This is a genomic window from Aeromonas sp. 604443 (assembly GCF_049170315.1).
In the GTDB taxonomy this organism is placed as follows: Bacteria; Pseudomonadota; Gammaproteobacteria; order Enterobacterales; family Aeromonadaceae; genus Aeromonas; species Aeromonas veronii_A.
Map to the genome: position 1 here is coordinate 58,447 of NZ_JAAKMI010000006.1, position 21,232 is coordinate 79,678.

The 21,232-nt window shown below is 59.4% G+C and carries 20 protein-coding genes; 13 read left to right on the forward strand and 7 right to left on the reverse strand.

From position 1 onward, the window contains the following. From G5380_RS10600 to G5380_RS10620, 5 genes are all read right to left on the reverse strand, one after another. Positions 1–1,587 carry a hypothetical protein gene (locus G5380_RS10600; RefSeq protein WP_421172681.1) on the reverse strand — a complete coding sequence of 529 codons (1,587 nt, stop codon included), beginning with the start codon at positions 1,585–1,587 and terminating at the stop codon, positions 1–3. Positions 1,588–1,645: 58 nt separating this feature from the next. Further along, the gene (gene melB, locus G5380_RS10605) at positions 1,646–3,046 is read right to left on the reverse strand and encodes a melibiose:sodium transporter MelB (protein WP_216952768.1); all 1,401 of its coding nucleotides are present in this window, start codon (positions 3,044–3,046) and stop codon (positions 1,646–1,648) included. A 44-nt stretch (positions 3,047–3,090) separates the two neighbouring features. After that, complete coding sequence (locus tag G5380_RS10610) at positions 3,091–4,443, reverse strand: alpha-glucosidase/alpha-galactosidase (RefSeq protein WP_421257800.1); 1,353 nt, start codon at positions 4,441–4,443, stop codon at positions 3,091–3,093. A gap of 202 nt (positions 4,444–4,645) precedes the next feature. Continuing rightward, positions 4,646–5,155 (reverse strand): GNAT family N-acetyltransferase, encoded by a 510-nt coding sequence (locus tag G5380_RS10615; RefSeq protein ID WP_421172677.1) that lies wholly within the window; start codon positions 5,153–5,155, stop codon positions 4,646–4,648. Between the two features lie 130 nt (positions 5,156–5,285). Then, positions 5,286–6,107, reverse strand: a complete 822-nt coding sequence (locus G5380_RS10620; protein WP_421257802.1) for an HDOD domain-containing protein — start codon at positions 6,105–6,107, stop codon at positions 5,286–5,288. Between the two features lie 169 nt (positions 6,108–6,276). Between G5380_RS10620 and G5380_RS10625 the strand changes: the two genes are divergently transcribed. Beyond that, complete coding sequence (locus tag G5380_RS10625; RefSeq protein WP_042658108.1) at positions 6,277–6,540, forward strand: hypothetical protein; 264 nt, start codon at positions 6,277–6,279, stop codon at positions 6,538–6,540. A gap of 100 nt (positions 6,541–6,640) precedes the next feature. Here G5380_RS10625 and G5380_RS10630 read toward each other — a convergent pair whose 3' ends face one another. Further along, positions 6,641–6,787, reverse strand: coding sequence for a hypothetical protein (locus tag G5380_RS10630; protein WP_302055900.1), 147 nt, complete (start codon positions 6,785–6,787; stop codon positions 6,641–6,643). Between the two features lie 290 nt (positions 6,788–7,077). Here G5380_RS10630 and G5380_RS10635 point away from each other — a divergent pair, with 290 nt between their 5' ends. The 5 genes from G5380_RS10635 to G5380_RS10655 are packed head-to-tail and all read left to right on the forward strand — an operon-like array spanning position 7,078 to position 13,564. Then, on the forward strand, positions 7,078–8,298 hold the full coding sequence (locus G5380_RS10635; protein WP_216952764.1) for a PAS domain-containing protein: 1,221 nt from the start codon (positions 7,078–7,080) through the stop codon (positions 8,296–8,298). Between the two features lie 15 nt (positions 8,299–8,313). Further along, entirely contained in the window at positions 8,314–8,685 is a 372-nt protein-coding gene (locus G5380_RS10640; protein ID WP_216954502.1) for an anti-anti-sigma factor, read from the forward strand. Between the two features lie 6 nt (positions 8,686–8,691). After that, positions 8,692–9,756 carry a SpoIIE family protein phosphatase gene (locus tag G5380_RS10645; RefSeq protein ID WP_421208876.1) on the forward strand — a complete coding sequence of 355 codons (1,065 nt, stop codon included), beginning with the start codon at positions 8,692–8,694 and terminating at the stop codon, positions 9,754–9,756. Further along, a complete protein-coding gene (locus G5380_RS10650; RefSeq protein ID WP_421352727.1) occupies positions 9,757–12,423 on the forward strand; it encodes a response regulator in 2,667 nt (888 codons plus the stop codon). Continuing rightward, a complete protein-coding gene (locus tag G5380_RS10655) occupies positions 12,362–13,564 on the forward strand; it encodes an HD-GYP domain-containing protein (protein WP_216952761.1) in 1,203 nt (400 codons plus the stop codon). Before G5380_RS10650 ends, G5380_RS10655 begins: the two co-directional genes overlap by 62 nt. On the opposite strand, the gene G5380_RS10660 is transcribed toward G5380_RS10655, so the two are convergent. Further along, entirely contained in the window at positions 13,561–14,241 is a 681-nt protein-coding gene (locus G5380_RS10660; RefSeq protein WP_421172712.1) for an ATP-binding protein, read from the reverse strand. The two genes, G5380_RS10655 and G5380_RS10660, sit on opposite strands and share 4 nt — an antisense overlap. 166 nt (positions 14,242–14,407) lie before the next feature. Here G5380_RS10660 and G5380_RS10665 point away from each other — a divergent pair, with 166 nt between their 5' ends. The 7 genes from G5380_RS10665 (at position 14,408) to G5380_RS10695 (ending at position 21,228) form a co-directional block, all read left to right on the forward strand. After that, positions 14,408–15,727 carry an MFS transporter gene (locus G5380_RS10665; RefSeq protein ID WP_019446502.1) on the forward strand — a complete coding sequence of 440 codons (1,320 nt, stop codon included), beginning with the start codon at positions 14,408–14,410 and terminating at the stop codon, positions 15,725–15,727. A gap of 144 nt (positions 15,728–15,871) precedes the next feature. Continuing rightward, the gene (locus G5380_RS10670) at positions 15,872–16,594 is read left to right on the forward strand and encodes a MarC family NAAT transporter (protein ID WP_337073128.1); all 723 of its coding nucleotides are present in this window, start codon (positions 15,872–15,874) and stop codon (positions 16,592–16,594) included. A 159-nt stretch (positions 16,595–16,753) separates the two neighbouring features. Continuing rightward, positions 16,754–16,957 (forward strand): hypothetical protein, encoded by a 204-nt coding sequence (locus tag G5380_RS10675; RefSeq protein ID WP_216952760.1) that lies wholly within the window; start codon positions 16,754–16,756, stop codon positions 16,955–16,957. A 181-nt stretch (positions 16,958–17,138) separates the two neighbouring features. Further along, positions 17,139–17,342 (forward strand): hypothetical protein, encoded by a 204-nt coding sequence (locus G5380_RS10680; protein ID WP_041209699.1) that lies wholly within the window; start codon positions 17,139–17,141, stop codon positions 17,340–17,342. A 262-nt stretch (positions 17,343–17,604) separates the two neighbouring features. Then, positions 17,605–18,501 carry an N-acetylmuramic acid 6-phosphate etherase gene (murQ, locus tag G5380_RS10685; RefSeq protein ID WP_227341511.1) on the forward strand — a complete coding sequence of 299 codons (897 nt, stop codon included), beginning with the start codon at positions 17,605–17,607 and terminating at the stop codon, positions 18,499–18,501. A gap of 96 nt (positions 18,502–18,597) precedes the next feature. Beyond that, positions 18,598–20,052: a PTS N-acetylmuramic acid transporter subunit IIBC gene (gene murP / locus G5380_RS10690; protein WP_041234056.1), complete on the forward strand. Its 1,455-nt coding sequence runs from the start codon at positions 18,598–18,600 to the stop codon at positions 20,050–20,052. Between the two features lie 102 nt (positions 20,053–20,154). After that, positions 20,155–21,228 carry a porin gene (locus G5380_RS10695; RefSeq protein ID WP_227341512.1) on the forward strand — a complete coding sequence of 358 codons (1,074 nt, stop codon included), beginning with the start codon at positions 20,155–20,157 and terminating at the stop codon, positions 21,226–21,228. Positions 21,229–21,232 lie beyond the last annotated feature (4 nt).

Genomic DNA, 21,232 nt, shown 5'->3' on the forward strand with positions numbered 1-21,232 from the left:
TTAGCGGGACGGTACCGATACATTCACTCGTCCACCCGGCGGCACAGTCACCTCGACCGCACTCACAGTGACTCCGTTGAGGCGCTGCATACGCGCCTTGCGCAGCTTGCCATCCACCAGCAGGAATCCGTGGTTGCCCGGGAAGCGGGCCTCCCAGAACAGCGCGCGCGGCCCCGTGTTGCCCAACTTGCTGGCGGTAACGCCCTCATGGCGCAGTGACAACCGGTGGGCCCCGACCGGCAGTTGCTCGATGGCTACCCAGTCGATGAAAGCGGGCAATCGGGGCAGGGTTGCCACCCGGTGCGCGGCCGCATCCGGCTCAACCCCCATCATCCCCTCCACGGTCTGCGACACCAGCGTAAAGGAGATCTCCGGATAGTCGCCATTGGTGCCCTGACTAGGCCGCTCATGGGGGAGATTTCGCTTGGCCAGAATGTAGCGCATCCAGCGCCACGCCTCCTCGTTGCGCTGATAGGGGAAATAGGTATCCGGCAGATAGGTGTAGGCCTCGATGTTGGCGGGTGCCTGTGGTGTCGAGCCGATCCCCTCACCCACCATCTCGCTGATAAAGTCGAGATAGCGGTCATTGCGCGGCCCCGGCTCAGATAGCCGCTTCATCGGAATAAACCAGCTGTTCTCCTTGCCAAAATCGTTGCGCTTGCTGAGATTGCTGTCGAGGATGCGGGCATAGTGGCCCTGCTCATCCCCGGCAACCCGGCTCCACTCCTCGTTGAAGTAGCGCTTCAGCAGCACCGCCTTGCGCTGCCAGACTTGCGCCGCCCGCTTTTCACCGCGAGCCTGCAGCATAGCGGCATAAGCCAGCGTCGCCTGATACTGGGAGCCGATGGCATCGGCTGCCTCTATCGGGTGCTCGCCCCGCTCGTTGTAGGTGCAGGATCCCTGGAAAATACCTCCCTTGCCCTCGGCGATCCCGTTGGGGTGCTGCTCATCATGCAGCGCGATGAAGTCGGTCAGCACCTTGCCGTAAAAGGACCACAGCTCGGGATCCTCGATATAGCGGCGATCGCCGCTCCAGAGGTAGGCGTGGTAAGCCTTCTCCACCAACTCGAACTGGGCGGGCACCTCGCGCACGAACCAGCTGTCGTCCTTGTAGTCGATGGTGTGGGGAGAGCCATCAAAGTTGAAGGCCCAGAGGGTATACCACTTGCGCGCGTCGGTGGCATTGCGAGCAAACACCTTGAACATCGAAAAGTTCTCGGCGCGCCAGCCAGCAATCTCGGCACCGGCAACCTGATGGGCAAAGTCGCGTCCGTAAAAGGCCGTGCGATCGTAATAGCCGGCCCAGTAGGAGGGGATGTAGTCATGCAGGCCGGTGCCATCCCCCTCCGGGTGGTACTCGTCCTTGTTGGTGACGCCACGCTGGCCGGTCATGATGAACTGCGCCGTTTTGGCGGCCGCCCAATTAAACCCTTCCGCCAGTTCGGTGCTGGAAGAGCTGAGATGCACGGCCGGTTGCGATGCTGCCTCCACTCCGGCGGCGACCGCCGGCTGCGCACAGAGGGTAGCGATGCCTGCCGCCATCATGGCGCATGAGAGACGGGCCCGGCGACTCATTGGATATCCCATGTTCAACTCCTTTGATGATGAACGCCGACCCCAAGGTCGGCGTTATAGGTGAAAGAGATCAGCTGGCCGCCGCCTGCGCCTGCTTGGCCTCGATACTTTCGGATTCATATTTGCACATCAGATGATCTACCACCTTGCTCTGGTAGTGGCCGTTGAGCTTGTAGAAGCGGAAGTAAACAAACAGGGTCAGGGCAAAGAAGATGGCCGGCAGCACCACCATGATGGCCTGCATGCCGAAGAGGGTTTCGGCACTCTGCACCGCATTGGGGACATAACCGACCAGAGTCAACATGACACCGATGAAGAAGCCGGCGAAGGCCGAGCCAGCCTTGACCACCATGGTCTGCACCGAGTAAGCGATGCTCTCGTTGCGGGTGCCAAGCTTGTACTCGCCATAGTCGACCGTGTCGGCGACCATGATCACCTGTAGCACCCAGAACAGGGCGGTACCTATGTGGAGCAGGATGCCGGAGAGGATGATCAGCGCGACATTCTGGGGAGCAATGAAACCGATATACATCAGCATCAGGCAGCTCGTTATGGGGCAGAGTGAGGCCAACGCCCAGAGCACCCGCCGCGAGATGAAGCGGGCCAGCCGCGGGAAGATCATCAGGGTGATCAGGTTGGCGATGCCCCCGTACATCATGAAGCTGGGAAAGAGGGACTCCTGACCAATCACATAGGTAAAGTAGTAGATGGCGAAGGCGGTGATGGTGTTGTTCGCCACGTTGTAGCAGAGCGCCATAAACAGCACGCTGGTGAGCTGATCGTTGCGGAAAATAAGCTTGACCGAATCCATGATGGTGGTGCGCTGCTGACTGACAGTGGGGGTCGCGGCCGAGCTGTAGCGCTCCTTAACATTGCGCAGGGTGACCAGGGTCGAGACAAGAAAGAAGGCGACCAGGATGAAGGTGAACATCAGAAAACCGTGGGCCTTGTCCCCCTGGCCAAAATAGTCCACTACCTTGAGGCCGATGGCACCGGTAATAAGCCAGGAGAGACTGGCAAAGAAGCGGGGATAGGGAACCAGTGCCTCGCGCTCGTGCTTATCGATGGTCAACGTTGGCACCAGCGACCAGAAGGGTATATCCATCAGGGTATAGGTCATGCCCCACAGGATGTAGGTGATGGCCACATAGACGAGCAGGGCCGTCCCTTCGAAATAGTGGGCACTGAACACCATCACCAGGGCGATGGAGTTGACCACTGTACCTATCAGTATCCAGGGTTTGAACTTGCCCCAACGGCTGCGGGTATTGTCGACAATCCACCCCATGATGGGGTCATTGACCGCATCCCAAATCCTGGCAATCAGAAAGATGGTGCCGACGAAGGCAGCCGACACCCCCACCACATCCGTGTAATAGAACATCAGGTACATGTAGACGATGCCGATGGCAAAATCCTTGCCGAAGGCCCCGAAGCCATAGCTCAACTTGGTTTTCAGCGAGACGCTCATGGTTTATCTCCTTGGGGGTTAAGCCCCCCGCAGGGGGCTCTTGCTCAGCCGTGAATCCACTCCGGCAACCAGCCGCGGTGGGCTTCAATCAGTTCGTCGATCAGGGCGTAGATCTCGTCCATGCCAAGCACTGCCGCCGTGTGGGGATCGAGCAGGGCTGCATGGTAGATGCTTTCCCGCTTGCGCTCGGTGATCGCCTCGGTGACCAGCGCCTGCACGTTGATGTTGGTGCTCATCAGGGCGGCCAGATGGGTTGGCAGCCGACCGATGGCGGTGGGCTGAATGCCGTTGGCATCCACCAGACAGGGCACCTCCACGCAGCAGCCATCCGGCAGGTTGGTAATGAGGCCGTCGTTTCTGACGTTGCCATAAATGACGCTGGGCTCACCGCTCCAGAGGGAGTTGATGATGACGCTCGCATACTCGTTCGATTCGGGCACCTCGACCCGTTCGGCCTGACGATAGGCAGTGAGGTCATCCTGCCAGCGGGCAATCTGCTCGACGCAGCGCTTGGGATACTCGTCGAGCGGCACCTTGTAGCGCTCGATGAGATCGGGGCGTCCCGGCTTGATGAAGTAGGGGGTGTACTCGGCAAAGTGCTCGGAAGATTCGGTAACGAAGTAGCCAAACTTCTTGAACAGCTCGTAGCGCACCAGATTCTGGCAACGCTGGTTGTGGTGCAGGCCGGGTTTGGGGGCAGTCCCCGCTTCATAGGCAGCCAGCAGCTCGGGATAGAGATTGACGAATTCGCCGCTCTCCAGCTGATGCTCAAGGGTCAAATAGAAGGCCATGTGGTTGATACCGGCACAGCGATAACGCAAGGTCGCCGGATCGATGCCGAGATCACGGGCCAACTCGTGCGCCGTTCCCTGCACCGAGTGGCACAGTCCCACCTGCTTGATATGAGGGAACTGTTGATACATGGCCCAGGTGTTCATCGCCATCGGGTTGACGTAGTTGAGCATGGTGGCGTCGGGGCACACCTCGCTCATTACCTCGCACACCCGCCAAAGATGAGGGATGGTGCGCAGTGCCCGCATGATGCCGCCGGGCCCAAGCGTATCGGCAATGGTCTGTTCGAGACCGTGGCGTTTGCACACCTCGAAATCGGTCACGGTACAGGGCTCGTAACCGCCGATCTGGAAAGCAACGATGACAAAGTTGGCCCCTGCCAGCGCAGGTTTCAGCTCGGTATGGCAACTGAGCAGCCCCTTGGCACCGCTGGAATCCATCAGCTTGCGCACCACAATCTGGGACTCTTCAAGCCGCTGTGGATCTATGTCCATCAGGGAGATGTTGGCATTTTTCAGGGCCGGTTTGTGAAACACATCCCCCAGGATGTTCTTCACAAAGATGGTAGAGCCTGCGCCGATAAAGGTGATATTGGGAGTTCTCATGTCCATTGCTCCAATGACGGTGAAACCAGTGTGCCTACTATGCAGGGCTGGTCCCGTCAGGTGCGTCTCGCTTACGGAACAGAGACTCCCAAAAACTCATTTTTGATGGGCTGGCTGACAAGATCTTAGGAAACGGGACACTTGTTCCCGAAAGTGGGACTCCCTTCTCCTGGCATCGACCGGCTCGCAGACAGCCGGAACGTTACTCCGTTACCCCGGATTCGAGCAGCAGGCACTCATCGGCATCTTCGCTCAATTTGACCAGTCGACTGTGCACCAGCCCCAGCTTGGCCAGCAGGCCGATGGATCGCTCGTTGCCCGGAGTGACGATGGCAACTACCTGCCCGATCCCCAACCGGCTTTTGCCATCGGCAAGGGCGGCCTGCGCCGCTTCAATGGCGTAGCCCTGGCCACGATATTGCGGCAGGAAGGCGTAACCGATATCGACCTGCTCCAGGGTATCGCGCTTGATCAGACCGCAGATACCGAGGCTGGCACCGTCATCCTTGCGCTCCACCAGATAGAGCCCGTGACCATAGCGGGCATAGCTGACTGCCGGCCCCTGCTGGATATACTCCTGCGCCTGTTCGAGGGTGCGAATGCCCCGATCACCGATGTAGCGATAGAAGTCACCGTCATTGAGCAGCTCAAGGATGAAGGGGGCGTCGGTGGCGATCATTTCGCGCAGGATCAGGCGGGAGGAGGCAATCATGGCAAGGGCTCTCAAACGGAAAGTGAAGGGCAAAGAGTGCCCCGTCACTCCCGGGCTGGCAAGCCTGTGGCACCATCACTCATACAAAAGGGGCCGCAGTGCGACCCCTGACGAGATGGGAGAAACGGGCTCAGGCGGCCAGCAGTCCGGCATAGCCGTTGCCCTGCTCGCGCAGCGCAGTGAACTGGGCAGCGCAATCGGCCCAGCTCAGCCCCAACGCATCTGCCACCTTGTGGGGCCACTCAGGGGGCGCCTCTTCCCCCACATCGGACTGGGCCGCCAGCACAATGGCCAGATGGATCAACCCGGCCTCGGCGGAAAATACCTTGGCCAGCATGGGATTGTAGTGATACTCCACCGCATTGCTGATGGTATCGGGAAACTTCCAGTAACGAGCCATGGCCGCCCCGACCTGGGCATAGTTGAAGCCAACCACCAGCTCTTCTGCCTTGGCCCGCCCCTTGTGCAGCTCCAGATCGTGAATGTGGTGGACAGTGTTTTCAGGCAGCCCCACGTGCATCACCAGCCGGCCAAGATCGTGCAGCAGAGCGCAGGTAAAAACCTCATCTCCCTTCATCCCTTTCTTCACCGCCAGACGGCGGGCCAGTTCAGCCACGTTGAACACGCTGCCCCAGAAATGTTTGAGATCAATGCCGGGCACGGCCTTGACCGATTCGGTGAGCCCGCAGGCCAGCACCATGTTGCGCACCATCGCCAGTCCAAGCCGCACCGCGGCTTCATTGACGGTGCCGATCTGACGACTGCTGCCGAATTTGGCCGAGTTGGCCAGCCGCAGCAACTTGGCGGAGATGACAGGGTCCTTGTTGATCAACTTGCTGATCTTCAGCAGATCCGGATCCTTTTCATTGAAGGTCTGGATCAAATCGCGCATCACTTCCGGGATCTGGGGCAGTAGCTTGGGCTCGGCCAGCAGGGAATCTATCGTGGGCATAGGCGTGTCCATCCATGTTATCTGTGTTCCAACCTGTTTGCCTTGGCAAACTCTTCCTAATTATGGGTAACAAATGGCCTCCTCATCGGATTGTTTATTCGCTGGCCATTCAAGGTGTTAGTCACATTCAGGCTATACTGGCCGCCACATTCACTGTTGCGGATATCCCATGAACGACACTCAGGAATTTTTTGACGAAGAGACGCTGCTGGAGATGGTGGAGAACCAGCTCAACGATGGTCACCCTCCCCATGTGAAGGCGACCCTGATGCGGCTGGTGATGAAGGGCACCCCGCGGGAAGAGGCGTTGCAATATATCGCCTGCGCCCTAGGGGCCGAGCTGATGGCGATGGAGGCCGATCAGGGCCCCTTCAATCTGACCCGCTACGGCGAATTCCTCGACAGCCTGCCCGAGATGCCGTGGGCTGACTGATAACCGGAGCTGACCAAGGCGCTACGCCTTTGCATGACTCCTTCAAAACAGAAGGGCGGGCGCCAATGGCCCCGCCCTTGTTGTATGGATCCGCTCCGGATCAGAACTGGGAGTTGATGACCACCTCTTCCCCCAGCGCCCCTGCCAACGGCAGTGGTCGATAGCTGGAGTTGGCGGCCCGCAGCAGCCGAATGCCGCGAATGCCGACCTCCTGCGCCGCCTTGATATCACCGTAGAAGAGCGTCATCGGCTTATCCTTGAGCCACTGCACCTTGGTGTTCTGCCCCGCTGGCCACCGGCGAAGATCACCGGATTGAGCTGGTCGGCCGGAATATTCATGGTCTGCTGCAGGATCTGGCTCACGGTCTCGGTCTTGGTGGCTAGCCCCCCATTTTATCCGCCCGGGATAAGCCTCCACCAACCAGGATATGACAAGCCTCTTTTGACCCTAGATATCGGCTGGAAGAGCCAGAGTGGGCTATAACTGCTTAACACCCGCTATTGATATCAAAATCAACGACTCTCTCTGGAGATGCCATGGACGCGCACACTTCCTCTTCCAATACCACAGGTTCGGCCCCTTCCACTCATCATGCCGGGATAGACACCCTCGATCAGGTGCTGGTACGGCTCGAACTCTCGCCAGAGGGGCAGATCCTTGATGCCAACCCGCGATTTCTGAGCCTCATGGGCTACACGCTAGATGAGCTCTCCGGCAAGCACTACGGCATGCTGCTCTCCCCGGACCAGGTGCAATCCGCCACACATGACACCTTTCAGGCCGCACTGCGCAGCGGCTCCTCGCAGGAGGACGAGCTTCACCTGCTGGACAAGCCGGGACGGGATGTCTGGATCCGTGGAGCCTGCAGCCCGGTTCTGGATGACAATGGACAACTATCTCGTATGACTCTGTACGCCATGGATCTGACCGGGCAGAAGCAGCTCACGGCCAGCTTCGAGGGCCAGCTCAATGCGCTGAGCCGGGTCATGGGCAAGGTCGAGTTTTCGCTGGAGGGCACCATACTGGATGCCAATCCACGCTTTCTCGACATAGTGGGTTACCAGCTGGAAGAGCTGAAAGGGCAACACCACAGGCTGCTGGTTGACCCAGACTACGCCCAGTCGGCGGATTACCTCGCCTTCTGGGACACGCTGCGCCGGGGCGAGTTTCTGGCTGGCGAATTCTGCCGCCTGAACAAGCAGGGACAGGAGGTATGGATCCAGGGCTCCTACAACCCCGTGCTGGATCTGAACGGCAAGCCCAGTAAAATCGTCAAGTTTGCCACCGACATCACGGCGCAGGTGGAGCAGCACCGCCAGCTCAAACAGGCGATGGTGGAAGCGGAAGAGGCCGCCAGAGTGCGCGAGGAGCTGCACAAGTCTCTGCAAGAGATGTCGACCCCTGTCACCCCTATCTGGGACGGGATCCTGCTGCTGCCACTGGTTGGGATCATCGACTCCATGCGCACTGCCGACGTGATGAACAAGTCGCTCACCAAGATTGCCGAAACCCGCGCCCGGGTCTTTGTGCTGGATATTGCCGGAGTCGCCACCGTGGACACTGGCGTCGCCAACCAGCTGATCAAGATCACCAAGGCGACCCAGTTTATGGGCTGTGAAGCCATCATCTCGGGAGTCTCCCCCGCCATTGCCCGTACCATGGTGGAGTTGGGGGTGTCGGTCGGTGACGTCCGTACCACAGCGACCCTGAGAGACGCCTTCGAAATAGCGCTCAAACGGGTTGGCTCAGCCCTCTAGGTCGCGGCAATGACCATGCAGCTCAACAACGATCTTGGCATCGCCGATATGGCCGACTGCATAGTAGTCAGCATGCGCCCCGATCTCGGAGACGACGGCATGCAGATGCTGATGCAGGCCCTCTCCCAGCGACTGGTACACGGGCGTCACCATGCAGTCTTGCTCGACTTCTCCGGCGTCATGCTACTGGATCACCATGAATTCAGACAGGTTTGCAAACTTGCCGAGGTGTGCCGTCTGTTGGGTGCCACCTGCCTGCTGGTAGGGCTCAATGCCGGGATCGCCGCATTTCTGGCGCTAGCCGAGGCACAGCCCGGGCCACTGCGCTGCTTCATCGACATGGACGACGCTTTTGCCCATGTCAGCCGCCTCCAGGGCGAGGAGTAAACCGCCATGATACAAGAGCATGCGACCCGGGAGGCCAGCTATCCGCTACGCCACGATATCGATCTGCACCTGGCTGTGATGTCGGTTCGTCGGCTCCCATTTATCGCCAACCTATCCGACGTGGATCGCGCCATACTCTCCACCGTGGTCTCCGAACTTGGCAGCAATATCCTGAAATACGCCGGGCAGGGGGAGATCACCCTGATGCTCCATCACCCGAAGGGGAGATCCTGCATCGACATCATCGCCCGTGACAAAGGGCCCGGCATATCGGATGTCTATCAGGCCCTGCAGGATCACTACAGCACTTCCGGCACCCTGGGACTGGGACTGCCCGGCGTGCGGCGCATGATGTCAGAGCTCACCATCAGCACACCGCCGGAAGGGGGCACCCTGGTGCAGGCGCGCAAATGGCTGGGTTCTGTACCCTCGGTCCCACGTCTCATCACGCCCACCCAACAATGGGGGCAGGCAGGTCTGACACTGGTCTGGGCTAGCGAAAACAGACCCTGTTATCCGGAAAAGGTCTCCGGCGATCTGGTCTTTATCCGGCCCACATCCGACGGCGTCTTGCTGGTACTGATCGATGTCAGCGGCCACGGCTCCTCGGCCAACAAGCTGGCACTGATACTGCAAGAGGCGCTGCAAAACACCCCTGAACAGGAGCCGGCACCTCTGCTGCAGCTGTTGCACCAACACTGCATCGGTACCCGGGGAGCGGCCGCTGGCATAGCCCTGGTCAACAGTGAACGGGGTGAACTGAGCTACGCCGGCATCGGCAACACCCGCATCTGTCTGCGCGGCCATGACCTCTGGCGCGGTATCTCCCGTGATGGGGTGCTGGGGGAGCGCTTCCCCACCCCCTTGCTGCAACGGCAGCCCATCAAGCCGGGGGATGTGCTGATGCTCTATTCGGATGGCATCAGCGAGTCACTCAACCTGCGTGACGGCGCACTGGATCTGGGGGCTGATCCCGTCATTCTGGCCCGTCAAGTCATAGACCATAGTGGGCGCAGCACCGACGATGCGAGCTGTATTGTGCTGCGGGTACAACCAGAGAAGGAGCGCTAGATGCGGCAGCTGATCGGTGATATCAGGCTCTCTGGCCCGACGGCAGCCCTCACCGCCAGACGCAAGGTGATCCAGGTGCTCACCTGCATCGACAAGAGCCCCACCTTCGTGGCGCCGCTGGCGGGTACCACCTCGGAGCTGGTGCGCCAGCTGACGGCAACCATCGACTCACTGCAACTCCAGCTTTGGCTGGAGAGCAATACGCGGGAGCTGTGGGTCTCCCTCTCGGCCGACGAGCCACTGCAGCACAACGCACCCGGTGCAACCCATGGCAGCATCCGGCTGGTTCCTCATGCTGACACCGCCATCGCTCTGGTATGCCACCTGCCACACTGGCCCGATGACGCTCTGCTGTTGCAGATGCAGCAGCAGTTCGCTGAACCGACCCGGGATGAGCTGTTCGCCGTGATGCAGACCAAGAATCAGGAGCTGGAGCAGGCCTATGAGCTGGCAGAAAGCGCAACCCGGGCCAAAAGCGATTTTCTCGCCAACATGAGCCATGAAATCCGCACCCCGATGAACGCCATTCTGGGTATGGCCCACCTCGCCCTGCAAACACGCCTCGACTCGCAGCAGGCTGATTATCTGGGCAAGATCCAGCGCTCGGCCCATCACCTGCTCGGCATCATCAACGATATCCTCGACTTCTCCAAGATCGAGGCGGGCAAGCTGGATCTGGAGCAGATCGAGTTCGATCTCGACCATGTGCTGGAAAATCTGGCAACCCTGGTGGGCGAGAAGGCCGAAGCCAAAGGCATAGAACTGCTGTTCGAGGTCGATCACCAGCTAGACACCCTGCTCTATGGCGATCCCCTGCGGCTCGGCCAGATCCTGATCAACTACGCCAACAACGCAGTCAAATTCACCGAGCAGGGGGAGATACTGGTCAAGGTCACTTGTCTGGAGAAACGACCACAAGAGGTGCTGTTGCACTGCTCGGTGCAGGACACGGGGATCGGCATGAGCCAGGAGCAGCAGCAACGGCTGTTCCAGTCTTTCCAGCAGGCGGACAGCTCCACCACCCGCAAATACGGCGGCACCGGCCTCGGGCTCGCCATCTCCCGCGAACTGGCGGCACTGATGGGAGGGGAGGTCGGCGTGCAGAGCGAACCGGGCAAGGGAAGCACTTTCTGGTTTACTGCCCGACTCGGCCGCGGCAGATACCGCTCACGCTATCTGCCAAGTCTGGATCTGCGTGGCCGCCGCATACTGGTGGTCGACGACAGTGCCAGCGCCCGCACCATACTGGCTGCCCTGCTGCGCAGCATGAGTTTCGTGGTCGACACCGCCGAATCGGGTCAGCAAGGGCTGCAGATGATCGCCTGTGCCGAGCAGGAAGGTAACGCCTACGAGGTGGTGCTGCTGGATTGGCACATGCCCGGGCTGGATGGCATAGAGACGGGGCGCCGCCTCATCGCCCGCGGCCTTGGCAAGCGGCTTTATCGGGTCATGGTGACAGGTTATGGGCGGGAAGAGATTTTTCGCGAAGCAGAGGCCGCCGGCTTTGATAGGGTGCTGGTCAAACCAGTCTGTGCCTCTGTGTTGTTTGATACCATCATTGGGCTGTTCGGCCAGCAAACCACGGCGACTGCCTTGAAGCCCACCCAGCCTACCCACAACTATCGCTTCGAGGGACTCCGTATACTGCTGGCAGAAGACAACGAGCTGAATCAGCAGGTGGCCATGGAACTGCTGCGAGCGGCGGGCATCGACGTCAGCATTGCTGCCAATGGTGCCATTGCTCTGGAAATGGCTGCGCAACAACCATACGACCTGATCCTGATGGACATGCAGATGCCGGTGATGGATGGACTGACTGCCACCCGTCAGTTGCGCCAGCAAGAGAGCGAAGGGCACCACACTCCGATCCTCGCCATGACGGCCAATGTCATGGCCGGTGACCGGGAACGCTGTCTGGCGGCCGGTATGGATGACCACATCGCCAAGCCCATCGACCCCGACAAGCTTTATGCCGCACTGCAGTGCTGGGCCCCTGCCTTCAGCGTTGAAACCGATGCAATACCCAAGAGCGCACCTTCACCACAGCACCAGCCATTGCAGCCTCAGTTAAGAGCGCTCGGACTCAATGCCGAAGCCGCCCTGCAACGGCTGATGTACAACTGGGGGTGGTATCAGGATCTGCTGCAACGATTTGCCCAACAGGGCACCCGGCCCATGCAGAGCCTGATCGCCGCCCTGCAGAAGAACGACCGGGAGGAGGCCCATCGTCAGGCCCATACCCTCAAGGGGATTACCGCCACTCTGGGCGCCGAACCACTGCGGGGTATCTCGGCCAAGCTGGAGAGTGCACTCTCCCGGGGGGATGACACCACCAGCCTGCTTCCACTGGCGGAGCAGGGGCTGCAGATGCAGCAGCAACTGAGCGATGGCCTACAGGCCCTGCTACCCACCCAGACCACAGCCGACCTGCCGGAGCAAGAACAAGTCGACCTGGCGCCCCTGCTGGCGCAGCTGATCCGGCTGCTGGCGGAAGATGATGCCGGAGCTCTGACCCTGTTCCAGCAGCATCAGCAGCAGCTGACGAGAGTGCTGGGAGAGACGGCATCCAGGATAGCTGACGCCATTACCGGCTTCCGTTTTACGGATGCACTTGCACATCTGCAACGAGTCCGGGCCCTCAGGCCCGATCTGTTCAACCAAGAGTGAGGGCACCACCATGCTCAACCTGCTGGATCCCGATACCAAGCCCACCCTGCTGGTGGTCGATGACACCCCTGAAAACCTCTCATTGCTCAGCGCCTTGCTCAGCCCACAATACCGGGTCAAGGTCGCCATCAGTGGCCAGCGGGCACTGGAGATACTGTCATCAGACTCCCGGGTAGATTTGATCCTGCTTGATGTCGTGATGCCCGGGATGGATGGTTATCAGGTGATGCAGGCACTGCAGGAGATGCCGCAGGCACGGCATATTCCGGTGATTTTTCTGACTGCCAAGGTAGAGGAGAGCGCCGAGGCACATGGACTGGCTCTCGGCGCCGTGGACTATATTCACAAGCCGATCTCCCCCGCCATCGTGCTGGCCCGCGTCAGAAACCACCTTGAGCTGAAGGCGGCACGGGATCTGCTACATGACCAAAATGCCTATCTGGAGCAGGAGGTGGAACGACGCACCCGAGAAAACGAGCTGATCCAGAACATCACCATCCACTCCCTCGCCTCTCTGGCCGAAACCCGGGACAACGAGACCGGCAACCACATTCTGCGCACCCAGCATTATGTGAAGCTATTGGCGGAAACTCTCTGCGAGCACCCTCGCTTTCGTGCCGAGCTGACCCCCAAGACCATAGAGCTGCTGTTCAAGTCGGCCCCCCTGCACGATATCGGCAAAGTCGGCGTACCGGACCGGATCCTGCTCAAACCCGGCAAACTCGATGAAGATGAGTTCGCCCAGATGAAACACCACTCCACCCTTGGCAAGGAGGCCATAGTCCACGCCGAGGAAGCGCTGGGGGTAGAGGTGGAATTTCTGAGACTGGCCAAGGAGATCGCCTGCTACCACCACGAGAAGTGGGATGGCACCGGCTACCCCTACGGTCTGATAGGAGATGAAATTCCCCTCTCGGCCCGACTGATGGCGCTGGCAGATGTGTACGATGCCTTGATCAGCAAGCGGTGTTACAAGGCAGCCATGACCCATGCAGAGGTGGTGCCCATTATTTTGGCGGGAAGGGGCAACCATTTTGATCCCGACATCACGGATGCCTTCGCTCACATCCACGTGCAATTTCACGAGATCGCGCTGCGCTACAACGACGACAAGAGCGATCAGGAGGCCAAACTCGACTAGGTGCTGGAATCAGCAGGCAACAAGTCAGTGAAGATGAAACCATCGCGCTCCACCGTCTTCCCCGTGCAGATCGCCAGCGGGCGCAGAAACATGGGGCCATCATAGGCCAGAGTGTGAAACTCGCCGTTCTCGCCGCACGGATCGACCCCCGCCGGCTGCGCCGCCAGCAGTGCCTCGTCAAAATCGTGGCCACCCAGGCTGGCATCCAACTTGTTCGGGTCGAGAGCACTGATCCGCGCCTTCAACCCAGCGGCCACCATCTGCGACGCCAGTTCACGGGTATTGCTGCCCCACAGCGGGAACAGTGGTTCGATGCCGGTGCCTGCCAGCTGCTTTTCACGGTAGGCGCGCACATCCTCAAGGAACAAGTCGCCAAAGGCCATATGGCGGATCCCCTGTGCCACCACATCGGCGATAAAGCCGGTCATGATGCGGGCGTAATCCTCGTTGCTGCAGGGCCAGGGCAGATCGATGGTGATGAGGGGCAGCCCGACGCAGGCGGCCTGTTCGGTCAACAGCTGCTTGCGCACCCCGTGCATCGCCACCCGCTCGAATGCCTGATTGAGGGTGGTAAACAGCCCCACCACCTCGATGGCGGGATCCTGCCGCAACTGATGCAGAGCCCATGCGCAATCCTTGCCGCTGCTCCAGGAGAGCAGTACCCGTTTCTTTTCCATCATTCCTCCGCCAGCGGGGCACTCGGATTGCCCCAAAAAGATGCAAGACAGTGTTGCGAATTGCGCGATTTACACACAAGAGGCAGGCAGCATACTCTCGATCACCTGTATATACCCCTTGTCCGGGGTGACAATAACTAAAAAAACCGATGGGAAACATACGGATATGACCACGACCACACAACAACACGATCACGCCCGCCCCCTCAATCGACAGGATTACAAAACTCTGAGTCTGGCTGCCCTCGGCGGTGCGTTGGAGTTTTACGACTTCATCATCTTCGTCTTCTTCGCCGTGGTCATCGGCGAGCTGTTCTTCCCGGCCGACATTCCCGAGTGGCTGCGCCAGTTCCAGACCTTCGGCATCTTCGCCGCCGGTTATCTGGCCCGCCCGCTCGGCGGCATCATCATGGCCCACTTTGGCGATCTCATCGGTCGCAAGCGGATGTTCACCCTCAGCATCATCATGATGGCGCTGCCGACCCTGTTGATCGGTCTGCTGCCCACCTATGCGGTGCTCGGCATCGGCGCCCCCATCGCCCTGCTGGGATTGCGGATCCTGCAAGGCGCCGCCATCGGCGGTGAAGTGCCGGGCGCCTGGGTATTTGTCGCCGAGCACGTTCCTGCCCGTCGGGTCGGGGTCGCCTGCGGTACGCTCACGGCGGGATTGACGGCCGGCATCCTGCTCGGCTCCCTCATCGCCACTGCGGTCAACAAGAGCCTGACCCCGGCCGAAGTGAGTGACTGGGGCTGGCGAGTGCCCTTCCTGCTGGGCGGTATCTTCGGCATCGTCGCCATGTACCTGCGTCGCTGGTTGCACGAGACCCCGGTTTTCGCCGAGATGAAGGCCAACAAGACCCTGGCTGACGAGCTGCCCCTCAAGTCGGTGCTGCGCAACCACAAGAGCAGCGTGGTGGTCTCCATGCTGCTCACCTGGCTGCTCTCCGCCGGTATCGTGGTGGTGATCCTGATGACCCCGACCTATCTGCAGAAGGTCTATGGCATCAGCCCGGCGGACGCCCTGACCGCCAACTCGCTGGCGATCGTGGCCCTGACCCTCGGCTGCATCGTTTATGGTCGACTGATCGACCTGCTGGGCAGCGGTCTCACCTTCATGTTCGGCTCCCTGCTGCTGGCGGGCTCCAGCTACGCCTTCTATCACGGTCTGGCGGCCGGTACGAGCCAGCTGGTGCCGCTCTACATGCTGGCAGGCTTTGCGGTCGGGATTGTCGGCGCCGTGCCTTACGTGATGGTCAACGCCTTCCCGCCGGTGGTGCGCTTCTCAGGTCTGTCGTTCTCCTACAACGTGGCCTACGCCATCTTCGGCGGCCTCACCCCGATGGCGGTGACCCTCTGGATGAAGAGCGACATGCTGGCCCCCTCCCACTATGTGGTAAGCCTGTCGGTGCTGGGTTTCGCCATCGGCCTCTGGCTCTGGTTCCAGCAACGGGCCATCCGGCAACAGCAAGCGCCGCAAGCGGCCTGAACCGAACATCAAGCCCCGGTATCTGCCGGGGCTTTTTTGTACTGCTTATGTTCAGTTTCGCCAGCATAAGATAGCCTCCCTCTTGAGTCAGGTGACCACCTGGATCAAGGTATTCCCATTCATCCCTGCTATCCGAGGCTCAACATGTTCTTTCAGGTCGTATTTCTCGCTTTGCTGGCGTTGCTGCCCATGGTCAATCCGCCTACCACGGCCACCCTGCTGCTGGGGCTGAGCAAGGGGATGTCGCGCGAACATGTGCGACGTCAGGTCAATATGGCGGCCATCTATCTGTTCTGCACCCTCTGCATCACTTTCTTTATCGGATCCTCGATTCTGGATCTGTTCGGTATCTCCATTCCGGGTTTGCGCCTGGCCGGGGGGCTCATCATCGGCTTTATCGGCTTTCGCATGCTGTTCCCCGCCCCCAGCCAGCAGAGCGGGGTCGATATCAACCAGAGCATTGCCTTCGTACCACTCACCATGCCCAGCATGTGCGGGCCGGGCACCATGGCGCTGGTGATAAGCGGGGCAGCCCAGATTGCTGAGCTGCCTGACGAGTACAACCGCCTCACCATCTATGGCGCCATGGTCACTGCGTTTGCCCTGATGAGCCTGATCAGCTGGGGAGTATTGAAGCTGGCGGATCCGGTCTGCAAGATCCTTGGCGCCACCGGCATCGATGCCATGACACGCATCATGGGCTTCCTGCTGGTCTGCATGGGTATGCAGTTTTGCATCAACGGCATCAAGGAAGTGGCACAGGATCCGGTCTTCCACGGCGGCCAGGCCGTGCAAACCGCACCGGCGCTACCGCAGGCTTCCGGCACGTTTGATCAGTTGCCGCAAAAGCCCGCCAGCTCTGATTGAAAACGGTATCAAAAAGTCCCTGACGATCTGCACTGATCTTGTTCCTGATCATGTTATTGACACAAAAATGGGTTAGTTTGTTTTTTATACAGACTTTATTCAGACGGACGCTGATAGGTTTGTTGATGAATACCCACTCAACTTCAGGAGAGTATGCAGATGGAGAAGATACTGACCGAAATAGGGAGCCATAGCCTGTTTCACGAGTACCTGAACGTGGTTGGGATTGCGAGCCCATCCCTCGCCAAGATTGAGCAACACTGGGAATATAAAAAGCGGGAGCAGCTGGTCGCCAAAATCCAGATCGACAAACAGGGCAATGCCCGTTACTTCATCGATGCTCGCGCAATATCCATCAACTGATACCGAATAACCAGCCAGCCCCGCTCCACCGAACGGGGCTTTTTGTTGTCTGCGATCCCGCACTCGCTGACCCGCATTATCTCTGCTGTTGCCAGAAGCCCTGTTTGTTTTTTGTACAGCACTCATTCAGCTCGACATGGCTATCTTGTATCTGCCCCCCTTGTTCCAGAAGAGTGCCCATATGACCAAGATGCTGACCGAAATCGGCAGTCATAGCCTGTTTCACGAATACCTGAATGTGCTCGGCATAGCCAATCCAGCTCTTGCCAACATAGAACAACTGTGGGAACACAGGCAGCAAGAGAGGCTGCTCGCCAAAATCCAGATCGACAAACAGGGTAAAGCCCGTTACTTCATCGACGCCCGCGCCATCTCGGTCAATTAACACTGATGATTCTGCAAGCCCCGGCCTACTGACCGGGGCTTTTTGTTGCATTCCCATCAAGCAGGCTAGCAAATCCCCCTGTCACCCCCTCTTCTCTCCATACTCCTCTAATGGAATTTTATCTCCTTTAAAAACAAAATAACTGGAATAATTAATTATGCGATGCTGATCTCATAATAAAAATCAAAAATCGTTCATGATGGCCAACATCAAAAAAGATGATTTACGCCGGGAATGGCGACGACCTGAAGTAGAGGAAGCGATGACCATTGACCTATCAAGCATGATTACCGAAACCCGCAATCCAGCCAGCATCGAGATCGATCAGCTCCCGACGCTGGATATGCTGCGGATCATCAATCAAGAAGATCAACACGTTGCAGTGGCTGTAGGCCAACTGCTGCCCGAGATCGCCAAGGCGGTCGATGCTATTGCAGCCGCATTTGGCAAAGGCGGCCGCCTGATCTACATCGGGGCTGGCACCTCCGGACGCCTCGGCATCCTGGACGCCAGCGAATGCCCGCCCACCTACGGGGTCTCTGCCGAGCTGGTCATCGGCCTGATTGCCGGGGGCCACAAGGCCATACTGCAGGCGGTGGAGAATGCCGAAGACGATGCAGAACTCGGTGCCAACGATCTTAAAAATATCCACTTCAGTGCCCACGACGTGCTGGTGGGTATCGCAGCCAGCGGGCGAACCCCCTATGTGCTGGGCGCCATGCAATATGCCAGGAGCCTGGGTGCCACAGTGTGCAGCATCAGCTGCAACCCGGGCAGCCCGCTCGCCAAAGCGGCCGACATCAGCATGGTCGCCGTGGTCGGCCCCGAGATTGTGACCGGCTCCTCCCGCATGAAAGCGGGCACAGCCCAGAAGCTGATCCTCAATATGCTCTCGACCGGCGCCATGATCCGTACCGGCAAGGTCTACGGCAATCTGATGGTGGATGTGGAGGCGACCAACGCCAAACTGGTGGAGCGCCAGAAGCGCATCGTCATGGAAGCAACCGAATGTGACCGTGGCACGGCCGAGCAGGCTCTCGCCGCCGCAGATAACCACTGCAAGACCGCCATCGTAATGATCCTGGCCAATATCTCCGCCAGCGAAGCACGAGAGCGGCTGAAAAGCAGCGGCGGCTTTATCAGCAAATGCACAGATTAATCGGCCGACCGCACATTGGCCGCGCCAGCAATGGCGACAGGATAACAACATAAGCGGGGGCATCCGCCCCCTCACATCAGACTGACCGGGTTCTTTATGGCAAAAATAACTGATTCCATGATTGGCCAGATCATCCAGGCCATCGGCGGCCGGGATAACATCACCAACTGTGGCCACTGCATGACCCGCTTGCGGCTGAGCCTGGCGGACAGCCTGCATGCCGATCGCGATACCATCAAACGGATCGCCGGGGTGATGGGGGTGATTGAAAGCGACAACCAGTTCCAGATCGTGCTTGGTCCGGGCAAAGCCCAGACCGCCTGCGAAATGATGAACGGCATGCTGAGTGCGGACGCGGGCATCCTCACCGCCCCCCGCCCGCAATCAGCGGATCTTGTCGACATCGCCGCCGCCAACAAACAGGCGCTGAAGCAGAAACAGAGCAGTGCGGCGCACCGCTTCCTGGCCAAGTTTGCCACCATTTTCACACCGCTGATCCCCGGTTTTATCGCTGCGGGTCTGCTGCTCGGCTGCGCCACCCTGATCGAGCAAACCCTGCTGCTGGAAGGACAGCAGACAGGGGGCATGCTGGCCGAATTTGTCGGCTACATGAAGCTCTTCAGCAAGGGATTGTTCAGCTTCCTCAGCATCCTGATCGGCTACAACGCCCAGAAGGCGTTTGGTGGCTCCGGCGTCAACGGTGCCATCATCGCCTCTCTGTTTGTCATGGGTTATGACCCTCAGGCCAGCAGCGGCATCTACTCCGGTATCACCGACTTCTTCGGCCATCAGATCGATCCCCGCGGCAACATCATCGGCGTGCTGATCGCCTGCATCATAGGCGCCTCAGTTGAGCGCCAGGTTCGCCGCTACATGCCGGACAGTCTGGATATGATCCTCACTTCCTGCATCACCCTGCTGATCATGGGAGCCGTCACCTTTATCCTGATCATGCCCCTCGGCGTGCAGCTCTATAACGGCATGTCCTGGCTCTTCATCAACCTCAATGGCAACCCGTTCGGTACCGCTATTCTGGCTGGCCTGTTCCTCATCTCGGTGATGTTCGGCATCCACCAGGGGTTCGTTCCCGTCTACTTTGCGCTGATGGATGCCCAGGGCTTCAACTCCCTGTTTCCTATCCTGGCGCTGGCCGGTGCCGGACAGGTAGGGGCTGCGCTGGCGCTCTACAGCCGGGCAGGCAAGGATTCCCTACTGCGCACTCAGGTGAAGGGCACCATCATTCCGGGCATTCTGGGGGTCGGTGAGCCGCTCATCTACGGCGTCACCCTGCCGCGGGTCAAACCCTTTATCACGGCCTGCTGCGGTGGTTCGCTGGGGGGCTTCGTGGTTGGCCTGATCTCCTGGCTGGGTCTGCCGGTCGGCCTCAACACCGTCTTTGGACCATCCGGTATCGTCGCCCTGCCGCTGATGACCTCCGCCCAGGGGATCTTCCCCGGCATGATGGTCTATGCGGTCGGCCTCGCCGTCGCCTACCTCGGCGGCTATCTCTTCACCCTGATGTTCGGCTGCAAGAACGTCGATCTGAGTTAATCCCTCCTCCGGATTTCTAGCCAAGGTCTGGCCCCGAGCAATCGGGGTCATGGCCAAACTCATCCCGGCTCTGGCACAGAGCCCGTACAGGAACGATAAAAAATGAAAAAATCCATGCTTGCTCTGGTTCTTCCCGCACTGCTCGGCACAGGTTCCGCTCATGCGGCCGTCATCTATCAGGCTGACGATGGCTCCAACGTCGACCTCTACGGCCGTCTTGGCTTCAATATTTCCGACAAGAAGAGCGGCAATGATCAGGGTGACTTCGATGGCCGTATCGGCTTTACCGCCCGTCAGACCGTCAATGACGATGTCGCAGTGATCGGCATGGCGCAATATCAGGTCAATGCAGCCGAATACGCCAACAACGTGCAGAAGAACAGCAGCGACCTCACTGCCCGTTACGTCTGGGCAGGGATCGATGGTGGTCAGTGGGGCAAGGTGACCGGCGGGCGCGTCTCTTCCGGCCTCATCATGTTCACCGATATTGGCGATGTGTTTGCCGCCTCTGATGTCTCCATGGCTCGTCAGGCCAGCAAGGTGGACTCCACCGCCGTGCAGGTGTTCCGTCAGGATGGCACCCTGCAGTACCAGAACACCCTCGGCAATCTGGATCTCTCGCTCGCCTACATCCTTGGTAACGGTACCTCGGATCTTGATTACGGCTACAACGGCGCCCTGCGCTACACCTTCGATCTGGGCAATGCAGGCAAACTGGCTCCAGTCGTGGCGTATCAGCAGACCAAAGCCGCCCAGAGCAGTGGCAGCAAGGTCGATCCCAATGCCGATGAGTATCGCTTCGCCGGGATTGGTACCCGCTACTATCTCGGCCCTCTGATGTTGGGCGCCCTCTATAGCAAGGATCAGGTGACCTATCGCGATGGCCGTGCCGACAGTGAAGACAAGGTGTGGGAACTGACCGCGGTGTATGACATCAACCAGAAGTGGGCGGCCCGCGCAGGCTATCGTCACCTCGTCAACGAGGGGGGCGACCAGATGGCACTGCGCGATACTACTCTGGAACTGCAATACAAGCTCACCCCGCGATCTTCCCTCTACAGCGCCTATGTGATCCGCAATGGTGAAGATGGTCTGGCTGGTAGCACCATCACCAGTTTTGGTGGCAGCAGCAACAGCGAGAGCTTCTACCACCTCGGCCTGCGCTACGAATTCTGATCTG